This window comes from Amycolatopsis keratiniphila subsp. keratiniphila (assembly GCF_001620365.2).
GTDB lineage: Bacteria > Actinomycetota > Actinomycetes > Mycobacteriales > Pseudonocardiaceae > Amycolatopsis > Amycolatopsis keratiniphila.
The window spans coordinates 127,159-142,756 of record NZ_LQMT02000003.1 but is presented as its reverse complement, the minus strand read 5'-3'; the positions used below and the strand labels follow the sequence as shown (position 1 = coordinate 142,756).

Below are 15,598 nucleotides of genomic sequence, written 5' to 3'. Positions count from 1 at the left end.
TAGGGTTGGGCCATGCGTGAGGCTTACCATGTCGAACTCGAACAGCTCGCCGAGAACCTAGCGAGCATGTCCCTCCAGGTCGCCGACGCGATGGAGCGGGCGACCCGGGCGTTGCTCGAGGTCGATCTCGGGCTCGCCGAGCAGGTCATCAGCGACGACGCGAAGGTCGACGACGCGCGCGCCGAATGCGAGGAGCAGGCGTACGCGCTGCTGGCCCTGCAGGCACCCGTCGCGACCGACCTCCGGACCGTGCTCGCCGCGATCCACGCGGCGGAAAGCCTGGAGCGGATGGGCGACCTGGCACTGCACGTGGCCAAGGCCGCGCGCCGCCGTCACCCGGACCCCGTGCTGCCCGAAGAGGTGAAGGCGGACTTCGCCAAGATGGGCGAGGTCGGTGTCAGCCTGGCCCGGCAGGTCGAGCAGGTCATCAAGTCCAAGGACGTCGAGGCCGCCCGCACGATCGAGTCGGACGACGACGAGGTCGACGAGATCCACAAGCACCTGTTCACGGTCATCATGGACCGGAACTGGGACCACGGCGTCGCCGCGGCCGTGGACGTCACCCTGCTGGGCCGCTTCTACGAGCGCTTCGCCGACCACGCCGTCTCGGTCGCGCGCCGGATGATCTTCGTGGTGACCGGCAAGATGCCCGGTTACGGACCCGACGAGCTGTAAGGGGCTTTTCCCGCGAAGGGGCCCTTCACCGCATCCCATACGGTGAAGGGCCCCTTCGTCATGCCGGCGCCGGAACCGACATCGGCCGTTTCGCGTGACGGAACGGACGGCTCGCGTGACTGGACGGACGACACGCGTGATCCGATGGACGACACGACCGCGGCCGAGCTACGCGGCGAGCCATCCCTCTGGACACGCGTGTTGTCCGTCCAGTCACGCGAGTCGTCCGTCTAATCACGCGAGTCGCCCGTCCAATCACGCGAGATGCCCAGCACCCGCTCACCGCACCGCACCGCGGGAAGGTGTTGCGAAAGCCACTTTCGCAACCTTCAACGTTGCGAAAGTGGCTTTCGCAACGTCCTCAGCCTGCCGCGCCCAACACAGCCCCAAGCGCGTGAAGGCCCCCTTCCCACAGCTCAGCCGAGGGAAGGGGGCCTTCACGCGCAAACGAGACTCAGCCGAAGCGACCCGAGATGTAGTCCTCGGTCGCCTTCTCGTCCGGGTTCGAGAAGATCTTCTCCGTGTCGTTCAGCTCCACCAGGCGACCCGGCTGGCCGACGCCCGCCAGGTTGAAGAACGCGGTCTGGTCCGAAACCCGCGCCGCCTGCTGCATGTTGTGCGTCACGATGACGATCGTGTACTCCTTCTTGAGCTCACCGATCAGGTCCTCGATGGCGAGCGTCGAGATCGGGTCGAGCGCGGAGCACGGCTCGTCCATCAGCAGCACGTCGGGCCGCACGGCGATCGCCCGGGCGATGCAGAGCCGCTGCTGCTGACCACCGGAGAGGCCGCCGCCCGGTTTGTTCAGCCGGTCCTTGACCTCGTTCCACAGGTTGGCGCCGCGCAGGGCACGCTCGGCGACGTCGTCGAGCTCCTTCTTGCCCTTGGTGCCGCCGAGGCGCAGGCCGGCCACGACGTTGTCGCGAATGGACATCGTCGGGAACGGGTTGGGGCGCTGGAACACCATGCCGATCGTGCGGCGGACCTGCACCGGGTCGACCCCGGCGCCGTAGATGTCCTCGCCGTCGAGCAGCACCTCACCCTCGACGCGGGCGCCGGGGATGACCTCGTGCATCCGGTTCAGCGTGCGCAGCACCGTCGACTTGCCGCAGCCCGACGGGCCGATGAACGCGGTGACGTTCCGCGGCGGCACCGAGAGGGTGACGCCGTCCACGGCGTGGAATTTGCCGTAGTAGATGTCCACGTCTTTGACGTCGATTCGTTTGGCCATCTCAAACAGCTCACTTCTTCTTCGGGGCGACAAGACGGGCAAAGAGCATGGCGAGGAGGTTCACGATCGCGATGATCAGTACCAGGGTGAGCGCCGCTCCCCAGATCCTGTCGAACGCGACGGTACCCTCGTCGAACGGGTTGCTGACCCGTTCGTTGTTCATCAGAAGCGGCAGAGCGGCCTGTTCGCCACCGAAGATGTCCCAGTTCACGTAGGCCGAGTAGCCCACGAGGACCAGCAGCGGCGCGGTCTCGCCCATGACGCGGGCGAGCGCCATCATGATGCCGCCGATGATGCCGGACAGCGCGGTCGGCAGGACGATCTTCATGATCGTCTTCCACTTCGGCACGCCCAGCGCGTACGAGGCTTCGCGCAGGTCGTCCGGGACGATCCGCAGCATCTCCTCCGAGGAGCGCACGACCACCGGGATCATCAGCAGCACCAGGGCCAGCGACACGGCGAAACCGCTGCGCGGCAGGCCGAACGTGGTGATCCACAGCGCGTAGATGAACAGCGCCGCGACGATCGAGGGGACACCGGAGAGGATGTCCACCATGAAGGTGGTGATCTTCGCGAGTTTGCCGCGGCCGTATTCGACCAGGTAGATCGCGACCAGCATGCCGATCGGGACCGCGATGATCGCGCAGACCAGGCCCTGCAGCACCGAACCGATGACCGCGTGCAGCACGCCGCCGCCGACCTCGTCCGACAGCACGGAGCCGAAGTCCTCGGTCCACCAGTTGCTGTAGGGGATCCGCTTGACCCCGTTGATGATCACCGTGGCCAGCAGCCACACCAGCGGCACGACGGCGATCAGGAACGACAGCCAGATCAGTGTGGTGGCGAAGCCGTTCTTGACCTTCCTGGCCAGGCTGACCTGCTGGAAGGCGGGCGTGGTGGCGGGGGTCTTCTCGAGCGTGGTGGACATGCTCAGTCCCCCTTCTTGGCGATGACGGATCGCGCGATGAAGTTGACGACGAGCGTCAGCAGGAACAGCACGAGACCCGCCGCGATGTACGCGCCCGCCGAGATCTCGTTGTTGAGTTCCGCGTAGTCCGCCGCGATCTTCGAGGCGAACGTGGCGCCGCCGTCGAAGAGGCTCCAGGTGAACTCGCGGCCGACCGCGCCGGTCAGGATGATCGCGAGCGCGATCGTCTCGCCGAGCGCGCGGCCGAGGCCGAGCATCGAGGCGCCGATGTAACCCGCCTTGCCGAACGGCAGCACCGTGGTGCGGATGACCTCCCAGCGGGTGGCGCCCAGCGCCAGCGCGCCTTCGATATGCGGGGTCGGGGTCCGCTCGAAGATCTCGCGGGACAGCGAGGTGATGATCGGCAGGATCATCACGGCCAGCACGATGCCCGCGGTGAAGATGGTGCCGCGCAGGTCAGGCGAGACGTTGCCCGCCGCGAAGAGCGGGATCCACGAGAAGGTGTCGTTGACCCACTGCGAGAACGGCTCGATCGCCGGCGCGAAGACCATCAGGCCCCACAGGCCGTAGATGATCGAGGGGACCGCGGCGAGCAGGTCGATCACGTACGCGAACGGCCGCGCCAGCCGCTTCGGCGCGTACTGGGTGAGGAAGAGGGCGATCCCGAGCGAGATCGGCATCGCGATGATCAGCGCCAGCAGGGACGAGTACACCGTGACCAGCAGCAGGCCCATGATCCCGAAGCGCATGTCGTCCGGGGTGGTCTGCCAGACCTGGCTGGTCAGGAAGTTCACGTTGTCGGCCTGGAGCGCCGGGATGGCCTGCACCAGCAGGAACAACCCGATCAGGCCGATCAGCGAGACGACGAAGACGCCGGCTCCGGTGGTCAGGATCTGGAAGATGCGGTCACCGGGTCGCACCGTCCTGGAATTGGGGCTCGCGAGGCGCACCGAGGACTGCTCGGGCGGTGACGCGGCAGATTGCTCCGAAATCGGGTCCTCCGTGAAGGTCTCGCGGACGCCAGAACGCCCACCGGGGTCGCCGGTGGGCGTTCTGGGCGAAGATGAATCGCTCATCGACTACTTCTGTCCAGCCTGTCTTTACCGAGCAACCGGAAGGATCAGGCGATGGCCTTGACGGCGGTCAGGACCTTGTCCTGCAGGCTCTGCGGGATCGGCACGTAGCCCTTCTCCGAAAGCGGCTTCTGCCCGTCGGTGGCGGCGACGTTCAGGAAGGCCTTGACGGCCTTGCCGACCTCGGCGTCCGCGTACTTGGAGCACACGATCTCGTAGGTGGCGAGGATGACCGGGTAGGCGCCGGGCACGTTGCTGGAGTAGATCGCGTCCAGGTCGAGGGCCAGGTCGTTCGAGCCCTCCTTCTTGAACTTCGCCGCGTCGAGGGCCTTGGCGACGTTCGCCGCGCTGAGCTCGACACCGCCGGAGCCGCTGTCGATGAGGGCGGTGCTGATGCCGTCCTTGGCGAACGCGGACTCGACGTAGGTGATGGCACCGTCGGCCGACTTCACGGCGTTGGCGACACCGTTGGACTTCTCCGCGCCGTTGCCGACACCGCCGTTGAACTTCTTGCCGTCACCCTGGGTCCAGGCGCCCTTGGACGCGACCTTCAGGTACTTCTGGAAGTTGTCGGTGGTGCCCGACTCGTCGGTACGCGAGATGACCTGGATGGCCTTGTCCGGCAGGTTGAGGCTCTCGTTGCCCTTGACCGCCTTGATGGCCGGGTCGTTCCACTTGGTGATGCCACCGTTGAAGATCTTGGCGGTGACCTCGGGGGTCAGGGTCAGCTTGTCGACCCCGGAAAGCTTGTAGGCGACGGCGACCGGGCCGACGACGAGCGGGAGGTTCCACGCGTCGGAGGCGCACCGGGCCTTGGCCTTCTCGGCCTCTTCGTCCTTGAGCGGCGAGTCCGAACCGGCGAAGTCGACCTGGTTCGCGTTGAACTGCTTGATGCCGGCGCCCGAACCGCTCGGGTTGTAGTTCACCTTCTGGCCGGAGCACTTGGCGGCGTAAGCCTGCACGAAGATGTCGATCGCGTTCTTCTGCGCGGACGAGCCCTCGGCCGAAAGCGGGCTCTTGCCGCCGCATTCGACGTTGGCCGCGCCACTCGGAGCGGCGGCGGCACCCGTGCTGCCGGGCTTGGTCGCCGCCGGGTCGGATCCACAGGCGCCGAGCACGAGGGCGGCGGTGGCCACGATGCCGATCGCGCCCGCGGGCCGCATGATCTTCACTGCATTTCCTCCACTGGGAGACTTTCGCCGGATCGGTGGAACGGGAGCGTTCCTTCCGGACCCGGACATTAAGCACCGACAGTGGACAGGCGGCCGTCTAAGGGTGAACGACAGGTGAACAAGGCGGCCGATGTGAGCAGCGCGACTACTCCGAAAGTGGCCCGTGTCCCACCCGTGACCTGCGCGTCCGCTCTCCGTGACCGGTCAAGTGCCGCCCGTGTGAACGCGGTTACCGTGCGTATTGCACGTCTACCTCGTATCGGGTGAAGCCGAGCTTCGAATACACGGCGAGTGCGGGCGCGTTGTCACCTTCGACGTACAAGATCACTTGGCCCAGCCCGCGGTCGCGGAGGTACCGCAGCCCGGCGAGCGTGAGCGCCTTCCCGAGACCGCCGCCCTGGGCGTCCGGATCGATGCCGACGACGTAGACCTCGCCCGCGGGCTCGCCGCCGAAGCGGCCGGGGACGGCCTCGTGGACCTTCGTCCAGTGGAAACCGATGACCTTCCCGTCCTCTTCCGCGAGGAAGAAGCCCTCGGGGTCGAACCAGGCGTCCTTCTCGGCCGACCGGACCTCGTCGGCGGTCAGCGCGCCCTGCTCGGGGTGCCAGTCGAAGGCGCGGGCGTTGACCCGCACCATCGCTTCCTCGTCCTGGCCGGGGACGAACGTGCGCAGCGTGACCCCTTCACGCGTCACGGGTTCCGGCCAGTCGGCGGTCTCGACGTCCGCGTGGAGGATCAGCAGTTCGCGGGCGCGTTCGAAGCCCTCGGTCCCGGCGAGATGGACGGCGGCGGGGTGGTCGCCGTGCGCCCAGACGCGCAGCGGCTTTCCCGCTGTCTCTTCGACGAGTGCCCTGGTGAGCGCCCTGCCGTGGCCGGAGCGGCGGTGCGCGGGATGGACGAACAGTTCGGCGACCTGGTTGCCATGCGAGTCGCCTGCGGTGTCCAGATGCGCGTACGCGACCAGCACGCCGTCGACGTGACCGAGGAGGTGCCGCCCACCGTCGAACCCGGAGTCCTCCGGGCGGCCGTCGGCCTCGCGCACGGCGAGGAGGAAGTCGTGGATCTCTTCCGTGTCCGGTTCACCGGTCCAAGCCAGATCGAGCATGAAATCGACCCTACCCGGGAACCCGCCCTCCGCCTGGACGTCTTGTCACACAGGAAGGGGGACTCAGTGCGAAGAAAGCTCGCTCGGCTCGTAGACGCTCGCGTCCGGGGCGACGGCCTGCTTGGCCGCTCCCTTCGAAGGCCGCTCGAACTTGTAGCCGACGTTGCGCACGGTCCCGATCATCTGCTCGTGCTCCGGCCCCAGCTTCGCGCGCAGACGCCGGACGTGGACGTCGACCGTGCGCGTGCCGCCGAAGAAGTCGTAACCCCAGACCTCCTGCAGCAGCTGCGCGCGGGTGAACACCCGGCCGGCGTGCTGCGCGAGGTACTTGAGGAGTTCGAACTCCTTGTAGGTGAGTTCGAGAGTGCGCTTGCGCAGCTTCGCGGTGTAGGTCGCTTCGTCGATGACGAGGTCGCCGACGCGGAGTTCGGCGTCGACCTGCGCGGCGCTGCCGTCGCGGGTGGTGACCAGCCGCAGCCGGGCGTCGACCTCGGCGGGACCGGCCGTCGGGAGGAGGATGTCGTCGGTGCGCCATTCCGCGCTGACCGCGACCAGGCCGCCTTCGCCGACGACGGCGATGACCGGCGTGGAGGTCTCGTCCTCACCCGCGCCCTTGAGCAGACGGCAGAGGCTCTTCGCGGAGGCGAGATCGGTGCGCGCGTCGAGGACGATGACGTCGCGGTGGCCCGCGTCGAGCAGCGCGGTCACTTCCGGAGCACGGACGCGTACGGTGTGGGGCAGCAGATCCAGGGCGGGCAACACCGTGGTGGCATCTGCTTCCGCGGTCAGTACCAGAAGGTCCAGGCTCATCGCCGCACCGCCTTCGGATCGTGGCCGCCTCGAACGTGGCGGCCGCCGGTGCTTAGTGAGAATAGCGGGTGAACAGCCGGGGACCTACCCCGTGCTGGATCGATCACACCTGGCCGAAGAGGTTGACGAAGGAGATTCGACGTAATGGTGAGCAGGCCCGTGGCGCAGGACGACCGACCCTCTCCCGGGCGGCCCGCCAAGCGAGGAAAGCGCCGTGGCCGGGGCTGGCTCATCGCCCTCGCGGTACTGGTGGTGCTGCTGGTCGGCGCCGATTTCGGGGCCGCGGCGTACGCCGAGCACACGATCTCCCAGAAGGCCCGCGAACAGCTGAACCTGGCCAACGATCCGGCGGTCACGGTGCACGGTTTCCCGTTCCTGACCCAGGCCCTTTCCGGTGACTACAGTCACATCACCATCAACGCCCAGGGCGTGGCCGTTCCGCCGCGTCTGAGGGATGTGGACTTCAACGCCGACATGAGCGACGTCACGGCGCCGCTCTCGGACCTGACGTCCGGCAACACGAAGTCGATCGTCATCGGCACGCTCAAGGGCGAGGTGACGATCAAGGCCGCGGACATCGCGCGGCAGGCGCCGCTGGACAAGATCGAGAACCTCCGGATCGAACCGGTCACCGAGGACTACGTCCGCAACGGCGACAGCGGCCAGGGCGAGACGAAGCCGACGGCGACCAACGAGAACGGCGAGCCGGTGGACACCGCCAGCGCCGGGATCCGGGTTTCGGGCAACGTCCAGATCGCCGGGCAGAAGGTGGAGATCTTCTGCTTCGCGATGATCGAACTCGACGGGCAGAAGATCCGTCTCGAGCCGAAGCGGCTGCAGTTCGGGAATGACAAGGAGACCACCGTCGTTCCCCAGGCTGTCCAGGACGCGCTGCTGCCGAACTTCAACGCCACCATCGACACCGGAGCGATGCCGTTCTCGGTGACCCCGACGTCGGTGCGCGTGAACAGCGGCTCGGTGACCATCAAGGGCGAAGGCAAGAACGTCGCCTTCAGCGGAGCGAAGCCTCAGGGGTGATTTGCGGATGACCGGAGTGTGGGTGCTGCTGGGCGTCTTGGTGCTCGGCGGGGTCGCGGGCGTGCTGATGCGGGCACGCAACGGCCGGATCCGCGCGGCCAAGCCCGGCGCGCCCACCCTGCCCGGTCGTGTCTCGGGCGCCCTCGCGCCCGAAGGCGTCACCCTGGTCCAGATCTCCACGACGTTCTGCGCGCCGTGCCGTCACACCCGCGCGATCCTCTCGGCGCTCGCGGACAAGACCGACGGCCTCACACACGTCGATCTGGACGTCACCGAAACCCCCGAAGTCGCCCAGGCACTTTCGATATTGCGGACCCCGACGACGCTGGCCTTGACGCCGGACGGCCGGGAGGTCTTCCGCGTGGGCGGCGTTCCCCGAGGTCAGGAGCTTCTCGAGGCTCTGGAGCCGCATCTGATCCCGGATTCCGGGAAGCGTCCCAAGGTGTGAACACGGTTCCCAACCTGAGGGAGCTCTGCGTACCCTCGTGCCCGTGAACAGGCTGCCCCGAACCTTGCTGACCCAGCGCCGCGCAGTGGATCTGTGCCGCGTTCGCAGCAGCCTGTGTCCCGGCGTTCGCTGAACCTCGCCTGCGCGTGCCCGTCCGGCACGCATCGCCTTCCCTCTCGTTCGCAGGAGGAACCATGTCCGCAGGACCGGCCGTCGACCCCCGCGGTCCGCGTTTCGCCGCCATCCTGACGACGATCGTGCTCGCGGTCGTGCTCATCACCCAGTGGTGGCCACTGCTCGCGGCGCAGGCGGTGGTGTTCGCGATCGGCGCCTTCATCGGGCTGAAGCCGGCGCCGTACTCCCTGATCTATCGCTACCTGGTCGCGCCGCGGCTGGGCCCGGCGACCGAACGCGAAGACGCCGCCCCGCTGCGGTTCGCGCAGGCCGTCGGGTTCGTGTTCGCGGTCGTCGGCACCGTCGGTTTCGCCACCGGCCTGACCGCGCTCGGCTTCGTCGCCACGGCGTTCGCGCTGTTCGCGGCGTTCCTCAACGCGGCGTTCAACTTCTGTCTCGGTTGCGAGATGTACCTGCTCATCAAGCGTTTCAGCCCCAGCCCTCGCGCGTCCTAACCCAGAAAGAGAGTCAGCTCCATGAGCCGTGAAGACGTCCTGGTCACCACCCAGTGGGCCGAGGAGAACCTGGACACCCCGGGTGTCGTGTTCATCGAGGTCGACGAGGACACGACCGCGTACGACAACGGACACATCCGCGGGGCGGTGAAGTTCGACTGGCGCAAGGACCTGCAGGACGGGGTCCGCCGCGACTTCGTCAACAAGGAGGGCTTCGAGAAGCTGCTGTCCGAGAAGGGCATCTCGAACGACGACCGCGTGATCCTCTACGGCGGCAACAACAACTGGTTCGCCGCGTACGCGTACTGGTACTTCAAGCTCTACGGCCACGACAAGGTGCAGCTGCTCGACGGCGGCCGCAAGAAGTGGGAGCTCGACGGCCGCGAGCTGAACGCGGACGAGGTCAAGCGCGAGGCCACCACGTACCAGGCCAAGGAGCAGGACCTGTCGATCCGCGCGTTCCGCGACGAGGTCGTCGCCGAGATCGGCAAGAGCAACTACGTCGACGTGCGCTCGCCCGACGAGTTCTCCGGCAAGCTGCTCGCCCCGGCGCACCTGCCGCAGGAGCAGTCGCAGGTCCCGGGCCACATCCCCGGCGCGCTGAACGTCCCGTGGGCGAAGGTCGCCAACGAGGACGGCACCTTCAAGACCGAGGAAGAGATCAAGGAGCTGTACTCCGACGAGGGCCTCGACGAGTCGAAGGCCACCATCGCGTACTGCCGGATCGGTGAGCGTTCGTCCATCGCGTGGTTCGCGCTGCACGAGCTCCTCGGCTACGACCAGGTGAAGAACTACGACGGTTCGTGGACGGAATACGGCTCGCTCGTCGGCGTGCCGGTCGAGTTGGGAGCTAAGTGATGGCAGACGACAGCTGCGGCGCGCCGGCCCAGGAGGCCACGCCCGCCGATTACGACACCCGCGGCCAGGTCGTGCTGGCCGGCAAGGTGACCGGCTCGGAGGGCCCCGTCGGCGGCGCCTTCGTGCGGTTGCTGGACGGCGGCGGCGACTTCACCGGCGAGGTGGTCTCGTCGGCCGACGGCGACTTCCGCTTCTACGCGGCCCCCGGTGACTGGACGGTGCGCGCGCTGCACCGCTCCGGCAACGGCGAAGCCTCCGTCACCGCGCAGGGACCCGGCGTGCACCAGCTCGCCATCTCGGTCGCCTGACGTTTTCGCGCGTGAAGGCCCCNNGAAGGGGGCCTTCACGCGCGTGTGGGCACTGCCACGCGACCTCGGCAGGCCTGTCCGGGCAGGTAGCGACTAAGGTGCGTGTCGTGGAGATCCTGTTTACGACCCTGCTGGTGCTCGCCGGCGTCGCGATCACCTGGTTCGCCGTGTACGTCGTCTACCGGCTTTACGCGGACCAGCGCTGACCCATGACGGCTAGTGGCGACGAGGCCATCCAGGCCGCGGAAAAGCGCGCGGAGACCACGCGCGACCGGAACCTGCCTCCGTACGGCACCTTCCCTGACATGCCCATCCCGGGCGACACCGCGAACCTGCGCGAGGGTCCGAACCTCAACGACGCCTGCCTGGCGCTGCTGCCGCTCGTCGGCGTGTGGCGCGGGGAGGGCGAGGTCGACTACCCGACCATCGAGGGCCCGTACCGGTTCGGCATGCAGCTGACCATCGCGCACGACGGCCGCCCGTTCCTCACGCACGAGGCACGTGCCTGGCTGCTCGACGAGGACGGCAAGGTCATCCGTCCCGCCGCGCGCGAATCCGGGTTCTGGCGTCCGCAGGCCGACGACACGATCGAGCTGCTGCTGACGCACAACACCGGCATCGTGGAGCTCTTCTACGGCAAGCCGCGCGGCAAGGCCTCGGTCCCGGCCTGGGAGCTGGGCACCGACGCGGTCGTCCGCACGTCGACGGCCAAGGACGTCACGGCCTCGCAGCGGCTCTACGGCATCGTCAACGGCGAACTCGGCTACGTCGAGGAGCGCGCCATGATGGGCCAGGAACTGCAGCCGCACACGTCGGCGCTGCTGCGTCGCGTGGTGGGCTGACGTTCTTCCGATGCGGTGGCGTGCCTACGGCGAGCACGCCGCCCTGCTCGACTGCGCTTCCCTGGCCGAGTCGATGGCGGCGCACGCGGCGGTCTCGGCCGCGCGCCCGGACGGCATCACCGAACTCGTTCCCGGCGCCCGCAGCCTGCTCGTGGTGGAAACCCCCGGCTCGGGCGCGCTCGCGGCCGTCCGTGAGCTGCTGGCGGACGCCGACCTCGACCATCCGCCGGAAGGCGCATCCCGCGAGATCACCCTCGACGTGACCTACGACGGCGAGGATCTCGAACTCGTCGCGCGGGACGCCGGAGTGTCCACAGAGGACGTCGTCCGGCTGCACACCGGCGCCGTCTACACCGTGGCGTTCACCGGGTTCGCGCCCGGATTCGGTTACCTGACCGGACTTCCCGAGCCGCTCCGGCAACCGCGGCTGTCCGCTCCGCGCACTCGTGTGCCGGCGGGTTCGGTCGGTATCGCGGGCGAGTTCACCGGCGTGTACCCACGCGTCTCGCCCGGCGGCTGGCGGCTGATCGGCCACACCCGGACCGTCCTGTTCGATCCCCGCGCCGACCGGCCGGCACTGCTGTCGCCCGGCGACCGCGTGCGCTTCCGGAGTGCACGATGAGGGCCCTCGAAGTGGTCGAGACCGGCCCGATCGCGCTGATCCAAGACCTCGGCAGGCCCGGCTACGCCCATCTCGGCGTGCCGCCGTCGGGCGCGCTCGACGTCCCGGCGCTGAAACTGGCCAACCGGCTCGTCGGCAACACCGAGGACGCGGCCGGCGTGGAGTGCCTGTTCGGCGGGCTGCGGCTGCGCGCGACGACGTCCTGCACGGTCGCGGTGACCGGCCCTTCCGTCGCCGTCGAGGTGGACGGACGTCCTGTCGGCTCGCACGCTCCGGTGTGGCTGGCGGCGGGGCAGGTGGTGGCGATCGGCGCGCCTGCCACCGGATTACGGTGCTATCTGGCGGTTTCCGGCGGCATCACGGTCGACACGGAACTCGGCAGCCGGTCGCGGGACGTCCTTTCGGAGATCGGCCCCGCGCCGCTCAAGAAGGGCGACGTCCTGCCGCTCGGCACACCACGCGTGTCCGACGGCGCCGACGTCGTGCTGCCCACGACGGCACCCGCGGAACTGATCGTGCGCGTGGACCCGGGCCCTCGGGCGCATTGGTTCGAGGATCTCGCGGCGGGGCTCGCGAAGACCTGGACGGTGACGGCGGAATCCAACCGCGTCGGGCTCCGGCTCGACGGGCCCGCGCTGACTCGCGGGGACGACTACGCGGAGCGGGAGCTGCCGAGCGAAGGCCTGCTGACCGGCGCCGTGCAGGTCCCGCCGAACGGGTTGCCGGTGGTGTTCTTGGCGGATCATCCGACTACCGGTGGTTATCCGGTGGCGGCCGTGGTGAGACAGGCGTCACTCCCGGCCCTCGCGCAGGCCAGACCCGGAACCCTTCTCCGCTTTCACTCGTCCACGAGGGTGTGGAACAGGTAAAGGTCGACGGTGGCACGGGTGTCATCGACACGAACAGCGCAAACTGGTTCTCAGCGGGAAAGAGTGCTTCGAACCGGGTCCCAACCCAACCGGAACTCCCGCAGTCGCTGCGGATCGCCCTGGCCACCGGCCAGATACGGCGTCCACTCGGCGACACGCTCCGCCCGCTTCTCGAACTCTTCGCCGACGGCGAATACCAGGTCACCGGACCCGAACGGCTGGCCGAGGACCGCTACCTGACCCCGAGCGCCGACTGGCCGCCCGCCGACGTGTCCCGGATCGGCTACTACCGGACCGCGATCAAGAGCGGGCACCGGCCGGTCGCGGTCGTGCTGGAGACCACCGACGCGGCGGTGATCCTCGACGGGCACCACAAGATCGCGGCTTACCGCGAAGAGGAGATCCTGCCGCACCTGCTGATCATCAGCCCGCTCGGCTGATGGACGCGCCGCGGTTCCGCGATCCCCAAATTCGGCTCGGGAACCCCCTGAACCTCACTACCACGTGTGGAACCGGCCCATCGACCCGTTCTTCCGCGAACCGCTGTGGCTGCGCGCCGACTGCTGTGGCGGGAACACCCTTTGGGCGTTCCACGAACGTCACCTCGACCTGCTCGAACGATTCGTCGCGGCGAAGCCGCGCGAACGCGGGCTCGGGAATCGTCCCGGCATGACCTTGGTCGCCCGGCTGCCCGCCTGGATCACGACTGCCAAGCACCGGGACGAGATCCTTCGCACCATCGCCAAGCTGCGCGCGACGCTCAGCTGATCGCGTACTCGCTCTCGTACGCGGCGGCCAGCTCGGCGTGGATCGCGCTGGAGTCGGTGAGCGCGACGCCGTCGAGCGTGTGCACCCGGGTCAGCTTGCGGACCGACGAGGCGAGGAACAGCCCTTCGCCCTCGGTGAGGTCCGAGACGTTGAGCGGTTCGACCTTGACCGACCAGCCCGCGCGCTCGGCGCCGCGGAACAGCGCCGCCTGCGTCGTCCCGGGCAGGATGCCGATGGTCGCCGGCGGCGTGTAGAGCGTCTTGTCCTTCGCGAGGACGACCGTCGAAGTCGGCCCTTCGAAGACCGAACCGTCGGCGGCGGTGAAAATCACATCGCTCGCGCCGCGGCGGCCCGCCTCCCGCAACGCCGCCATGTTGACGCCGTACGAAATCGACTTCGCGCCCAGCAGCAGCCACGGCGCGCGCTCGGCGAGGTCGGGCTCGATACCGCGCTCGAGGGTGATCGCCGCGACGCCTTCGACGCGGGCCCGCTGGACCTTCTCGTCGATCTCCACGCCGAGCGCGAACCCGAACGGCTTCGCCTCCGGATCGCCGTCGATTCCCCTGGTGTACACCAGTTTCAGCGCGATCTCGGCCGGGCCGGACCAGTTGTCGATGACGACCTGCGCGGCGCGCTCCCAGACCGCGAGGTCCGGCTCCGGCAGGTCGAGCATGGCCGCGGAACGGGCCAACCGCTCGAGGTGCGGGCGCAGCTCGCGGGGCCGTCCGTCGACGACGAGGATCGTCTCGAACACGCCGTCGCCGCGAAGCAGTCCCAGATCGTCCACCCGCAGGTGAGCGGCTTCGGGGTCGGCCAGGGTCCCGTCGAGGAAGGCAAGCACGCGCATAGGGACACGGTACTCACTAGCATGGGTTTCATGCCCTACCGCTCCCCCTTGCTCGAGCTTCCCGGACCGATCGCGGCACCCGACGGGCATCCGGAGGAAGGTGTCCCGTGGCACTGGGGTGACCCCTTCGCCGAGCAACGGACCGCGGCGCGCGGCGCGGTCGTGATCGACCGTTCGCACCGCGAGATCCTGGCCGTGACCGGGGAAGAACGGTTGTCCTGGTTGCATTTGGTGATCTCGCAGCATGTCACCGGGCTCGCCGAGGGCACCGGCACCGAGGCGCTCGTGCTGGACAGCCAAGGCCGCGTCGACACCCACATGGTCGTCGCGCACGCGGACGGCACGGTGTGGCTGGACAGCGACCGGGGCGCGGTCGCCACCAGCGCGTTGCCGTCCGGCGGCAAGCAGACACTGCGCGACTACCTCGAAGCGATGAAATTCTGGTCCAAAGTGGACATCCGCGATGTCTCGGACGAGCTGGCGCTGCTGACCGTCCTCGGCCCCGACGCGGACCGCGTGCTGGACGCCGTGGGTGTCTCCGTGGGCTCGGACCCGTACTCGGTCGTGGCGATCCCCGGCGGTTTCGCGCGGCGGATGCCGTGGCCGGGACGGCACAGCGTCGACCTCGCCGTGCCCCGCGCCGAACTGGCCGACTGGTGGCGGCGCCTGACCGACGCCGGCGCGCGACCGGCGGGCAGCTGGACCTTCGACGCGCTGCGGGTCGAATCGCTGCGGCCGCGGCTGGGCGTCGACACCGACGAGCGCACGATCCCGCACGAGGTGAACTGGGTCGACTCCGCCGCGCATGTGGCGAAGGGCTGCTATCGCGGGCAGGAGACCGTCGCGAAGGTCCACAACGTCGGGCGGCCGCCACGGTACATGGCGCTGCTGCACCTGGACGGTTCGCCGGAGATCACGCCGGAGACCGGCGATCCGGTGGTGCTGGGCGAGCGGACGGTGGGGCGCGTCGGCAGCGTGGTGCAGCACCACGAGCTGGGCCCGATCGCGCTGGCGCTGGTCAAACGCTCGACGCAGCCGGGCGCGGAGCTGCTGGTGGGCGCCGAGGACCGCGTCGTGCAGGCGACCATCGACCCGGACTCGGTTCCGGGGGAGGCTCCGGCTCCCGGCCGGGAAGCTGCTCAGCGGCTGCGGGGCTGAGCTGGGTTTCTGGCTGTCCGTCCACCAGCCTGCTCAGAGTCTGGGCTCCTTCCGGCGCCTCAGCCGGTGCGCCCAATGTGGCATCGGNNCCAATGCCACATTGGGGACACTGCGTCCGCGGCTTTCCGCCGGCGGCCGCGCGTGAAGGGCCCCATCCCTCGGCTGAGCGCTGGAAACTCGGCCTTCACTCACGACCGAAGTACGTGAAGGACCCCTT

Annotated in this window: 19 protein-coding genes; 12 read left to right on the top strand and 7 right to left on the bottom strand. The window is 68.6% G+C overall.

Features of this window, described 5'->3' with window-relative positions; all coding sequences use genetic code 11:
• Nucleotides 1–12: 12 nt before the first annotated feature.
• Nucleotides 13–675, top strand: a complete 663-nt coding sequence (gene phoU, locus AVR91_RS01235) for a phosphate signaling complex protein PhoU (RefSeq protein ID WP_016337999.1) — start codon at nucleotides 13–15, stop codon at nucleotides 673–675.
• 454 nt (nucleotides 676–1,129) lie between these two features.
• Here phoU and pstB read toward each other — a convergent pair whose 3' ends face one another.
• The 6 genes from pstB to AVR91_RS01200 form a co-directional block, all read right to left on the bottom strand.
• Entirely contained in the window at nucleotides 1,130–1,906 is a 777-nt protein-coding gene (gene pstB, locus AVR91_RS01225) for a phosphate ABC transporter ATP-binding protein PstB (RefSeq protein WP_016338000.1), read from the bottom strand.
• A 10-nt stretch (nucleotides 1,907–1,916) separates the two neighbouring features.
• On the bottom strand, nucleotides 1,917–2,834 hold the full coding sequence (gene pstA, locus AVR91_RS01220) for a phosphate ABC transporter permease PstA (RefSeq protein ID WP_063272600.1): 918 nt from the start codon (nucleotides 2,832–2,834) through the stop codon (nucleotides 1,917–1,919).
• Between the two features lie 2 nt (nucleotides 2,835–2,836).
• Nucleotides 2,837–3,754 carry a phosphate ABC transporter permease subunit PstC gene (gene pstC, locus AVR91_RS01215; RefSeq protein WP_063272599.1) on the bottom strand — a complete coding sequence of 306 codons (918 nt, stop codon included), beginning with the start codon at nucleotides 3,752–3,754 and terminating at the stop codon, nucleotides 2,837–2,839.
• Between the two features lie 200 nt (nucleotides 3,755–3,954).
• Nucleotides 3,955–5,079: a phosphate ABC transporter substrate-binding protein PstS gene (pstS, locus tag AVR91_RS01210; protein ID WP_063272598.1), complete on the bottom strand. Its 1,125-nt coding sequence runs from the start codon at nucleotides 5,077–5,079 to the stop codon at nucleotides 3,955–3,957.
• Nucleotides 5,080–5,308: 229 nt separating this feature from the next.
• Nucleotides 5,309–6,184 carry a mycothiol synthase gene (gene mshD, locus AVR91_RS01205; RefSeq protein ID WP_063272597.1) on the bottom strand — a complete coding sequence of 292 codons (876 nt, stop codon included), beginning with the start codon at nucleotides 6,182–6,184 and terminating at the stop codon, nucleotides 5,309–5,311.
• A 63-nt stretch (nucleotides 6,185–6,247) separates the two neighbouring features.
• Nucleotides 6,248–6,994, bottom strand: a complete 747-nt coding sequence (locus AVR91_RS01200; RefSeq protein WP_063272596.1) for a response regulator transcription factor — start codon at nucleotides 6,992–6,994, stop codon at nucleotides 6,248–6,250.
• Between the two features lie 144 nt (nucleotides 6,995–7,138).
• Between AVR91_RS01200 and AVR91_RS01195 the strand changes: the two genes are divergently transcribed.
• The 10 genes from AVR91_RS01195 (at nucleotide 7,139) to AVR91_RS01150 (ending at nucleotide 13,376) form a co-directional block, all read left to right on the top strand.
• Nucleotides 7,139–8,032: an LmeA family phospholipid-binding protein gene (locus AVR91_RS01195; RefSeq protein WP_083737298.1), complete on the top strand. Its 894-nt coding sequence runs from the start codon at nucleotides 7,139–7,141 to the stop codon at nucleotides 8,030–8,032.
• Between the two features lie 7 nt (nucleotides 8,033–8,039).
• Nucleotides 8,040–8,480, top strand: coding sequence for a TlpA family protein disulfide reductase (locus AVR91_RS01190; protein WP_063272595.1), 441 nt, complete (start codon nucleotides 8,040–8,042; stop codon nucleotides 8,478–8,480).
• 194 nt (nucleotides 8,481–8,674) lie between these two features.
• Nucleotides 8,675–9,109: a DUF4395 domain-containing protein gene (locus AVR91_RS01185; protein WP_063272594.1), complete on the top strand. Its 435-nt coding sequence runs from the start codon at nucleotides 8,675–8,677 to the stop codon at nucleotides 9,107–9,109.
• Between the two features lie 21 nt (nucleotides 9,110–9,130).
• Nucleotides 9,131–9,967: a sulfurtransferase gene (locus AVR91_RS01180; protein ID WP_063272593.1), complete on the top strand. Its 837-nt coding sequence runs from the start codon at nucleotides 9,131–9,133 to the stop codon at nucleotides 9,965–9,967.
• Nucleotides 9,967–10,275 carry a DUF1416 domain-containing protein gene (locus AVR91_RS01175; RefSeq protein ID WP_034312617.1) on the top strand — a complete coding sequence of 103 codons (309 nt, stop codon included), beginning with the start codon at nucleotides 9,967–9,969 and terminating at the stop codon, nucleotides 10,273–10,275. The genes AVR91_RS01180 and AVR91_RS01175 overlap by 1 nt, the downstream gene beginning before the upstream one ends.
• Before the next feature lie 209 nt (nucleotides 10,276–10,484).
• Nucleotides 10,485–11,117 (top strand): FABP family protein, encoded by a 633-nt coding sequence (locus tag AVR91_RS01170; protein WP_016338012.1) that lies wholly within the window; start codon nucleotides 10,485–10,487, stop codon nucleotides 11,115–11,117.
• Nucleotides 11,118–11,127: 10 nt separating this feature from the next.
• Nucleotides 11,128–11,739 (top strand): 5-oxoprolinase subunit PxpB, encoded by a 612-nt coding sequence (gene pxpB, locus AVR91_RS01165; RefSeq protein WP_063272415.1) that lies wholly within the window; start codon nucleotides 11,128–11,130, stop codon nucleotides 11,737–11,739.
• Complete coding sequence (locus AVR91_RS01160; protein WP_063272414.1) at nucleotides 11,736–12,608, top strand: 5-oxoprolinase subunit C family protein; 873 nt, start codon at nucleotides 11,736–11,738, stop codon at nucleotides 12,606–12,608. The genes pxpB and AVR91_RS01160 overlap by 4 nt, the downstream gene beginning before the upstream one ends.
• On the top strand, nucleotides 12,596–13,048 hold the full coding sequence (locus AVR91_RS01155; RefSeq protein ID WP_063272413.1) for a hypothetical protein: 453 nt from the start codon (nucleotides 12,596–12,598) through the stop codon (nucleotides 13,046–13,048). Before AVR91_RS01160 ends, AVR91_RS01155 begins: the two co-directional genes overlap by 13 nt.
• Nucleotides 13,049–13,112: 64 nt before the next feature.
• A complete protein-coding gene (locus AVR91_RS01150) occupies nucleotides 13,113–13,376 on the top strand; it encodes a hypothetical protein (protein ID WP_211282606.1) in 264 nt (87 codons plus the stop codon).
• On the opposite strand, the gene AVR91_RS01145 is transcribed toward AVR91_RS01150, so the two are convergent.
• Complete coding sequence (locus tag AVR91_RS01145) at nucleotides 13,369–14,223, bottom strand: aminodeoxychorismate lyase (protein ID WP_063272412.1); 855 nt, start codon at nucleotides 14,221–14,223, stop codon at nucleotides 13,369–13,371. The genes AVR91_RS01150 and AVR91_RS01145 overlap by 8 nt on opposite strands.
• Nucleotides 14,224–14,253: 30 nt before the next feature.
• On the opposite strand from AVR91_RS01145, the gene ygfZ reads away from it, so the two are divergent.
• Nucleotides 14,254–15,381 carry a CAF17-like 4Fe-4S cluster assembly/insertion protein YgfZ gene (gene ygfZ, locus AVR91_RS01140; RefSeq protein ID WP_063272417.1) on the top strand — a complete coding sequence of 376 codons (1,128 nt, stop codon included), beginning with the start codon at nucleotides 14,254–14,256 and terminating at the stop codon, nucleotides 15,379–15,381.
• Nucleotides 15,382–15,598 lie beyond the last annotated feature (217 nt).

Excerpts from the sequence above, each read along its gene's own strand:
- AVR91_RS01170 (WP_016338012.1), top strand. The coding sequence starts at position 10,485 with ATGACGGCTAGTGGCGACGAGGCCATCCAGGCCGCGGAAAAGCGCGCG.
- phoU (WP_016337999.1), top strand. The coding sequence starts at position 13 with ATGCGTGAGGCTTACCATGTCGAACTCGAACAGCTCGCCGAGAACCTA.
- AVR91_RS01145 (WP_063272412.1), bottom strand. The coding sequence starts at position 14,223 with ATGCGCGTGCTTGCCTTCCTCGACGGGACCCTGGCCGACCCCGAAGCC.
- pstA (WP_063272600.1), bottom strand. The coding sequence starts at position 2,834 with ATGTCCACCACGCTCGAGAAGACCCCCGCCACCACGCCCGCCTTCCAG.
- AVR91_RS01190 (WP_063272595.1), top strand. The coding sequence starts at position 8,040 with ATGACCGGAGTGTGGGTGCTGCTGGGCGTCTTGGTGCTCGGCGGGGTC.
- ygfZ (WP_063272417.1), top strand. The coding sequence starts at position 14,254 with ATGCCCTACCGCTCCCCCTTGCTCGAGCTTCCCGGACCGATCGCGGCA.
- AVR91_RS01185 (WP_063272594.1), top strand. The coding sequence starts at position 8,675 with ATGTCCGCAGGACCGGCCGTCGACCCCCGCGGTCCGCGTTTCGCCGCC.
- AVR91_RS01200 (WP_063272596.1), bottom strand. The coding sequence starts at position 6,994 with ATGAGCCTGGACCTTCTGGTACTGACCGCGGAAGCAGATGCCACCACG.
- AVR91_RS01160 (WP_063272414.1), top strand. The coding sequence starts at position 11,736 with ATGAGGGCCCTCGAAGTGGTCGAGACCGGCCCGATCGCGCTGATCCAA.
- AVR91_RS01180 (WP_063272593.1), top strand. The coding sequence starts at position 9,131 with ATGAGCCGTGAAGACGTCCTGGTCACCACCCAGTGGGCCGAGGAGAAC.
- pxpB (WP_063272415.1), top strand. The coding sequence starts at position 11,128 with ATGCGGTGGCGTGCCTACGGCGAGCACGCCGCCCTGCTCGACTGCGCT.
- pstB (WP_016338000.1), bottom strand. The coding sequence starts at position 1,906 with ATGGCCAAACGAATCGACGTCAAAGACGTGGACATCTACTACGGCAAA.
- AVR91_RS01195 (WP_083737298.1), top strand. The coding sequence starts at position 7,139 with ATGGTGAGCAGGCCCGTGGCGCAGGACGACCGACCCTCTCCCGGGCGG.
- AVR91_RS01175 (WP_034312617.1), top strand. The coding sequence starts at position 9,967 with ATGGCAGACGACAGCTGCGGCGCGCCGGCCCAGGAGGCCACGCCCGCC.
- mshD (WP_063272597.1), bottom strand. The coding sequence starts at position 6,184 with ATGCTCGATCTGGCTTGGACCGGTGAACCGGACACGGAAGAGATCCAC.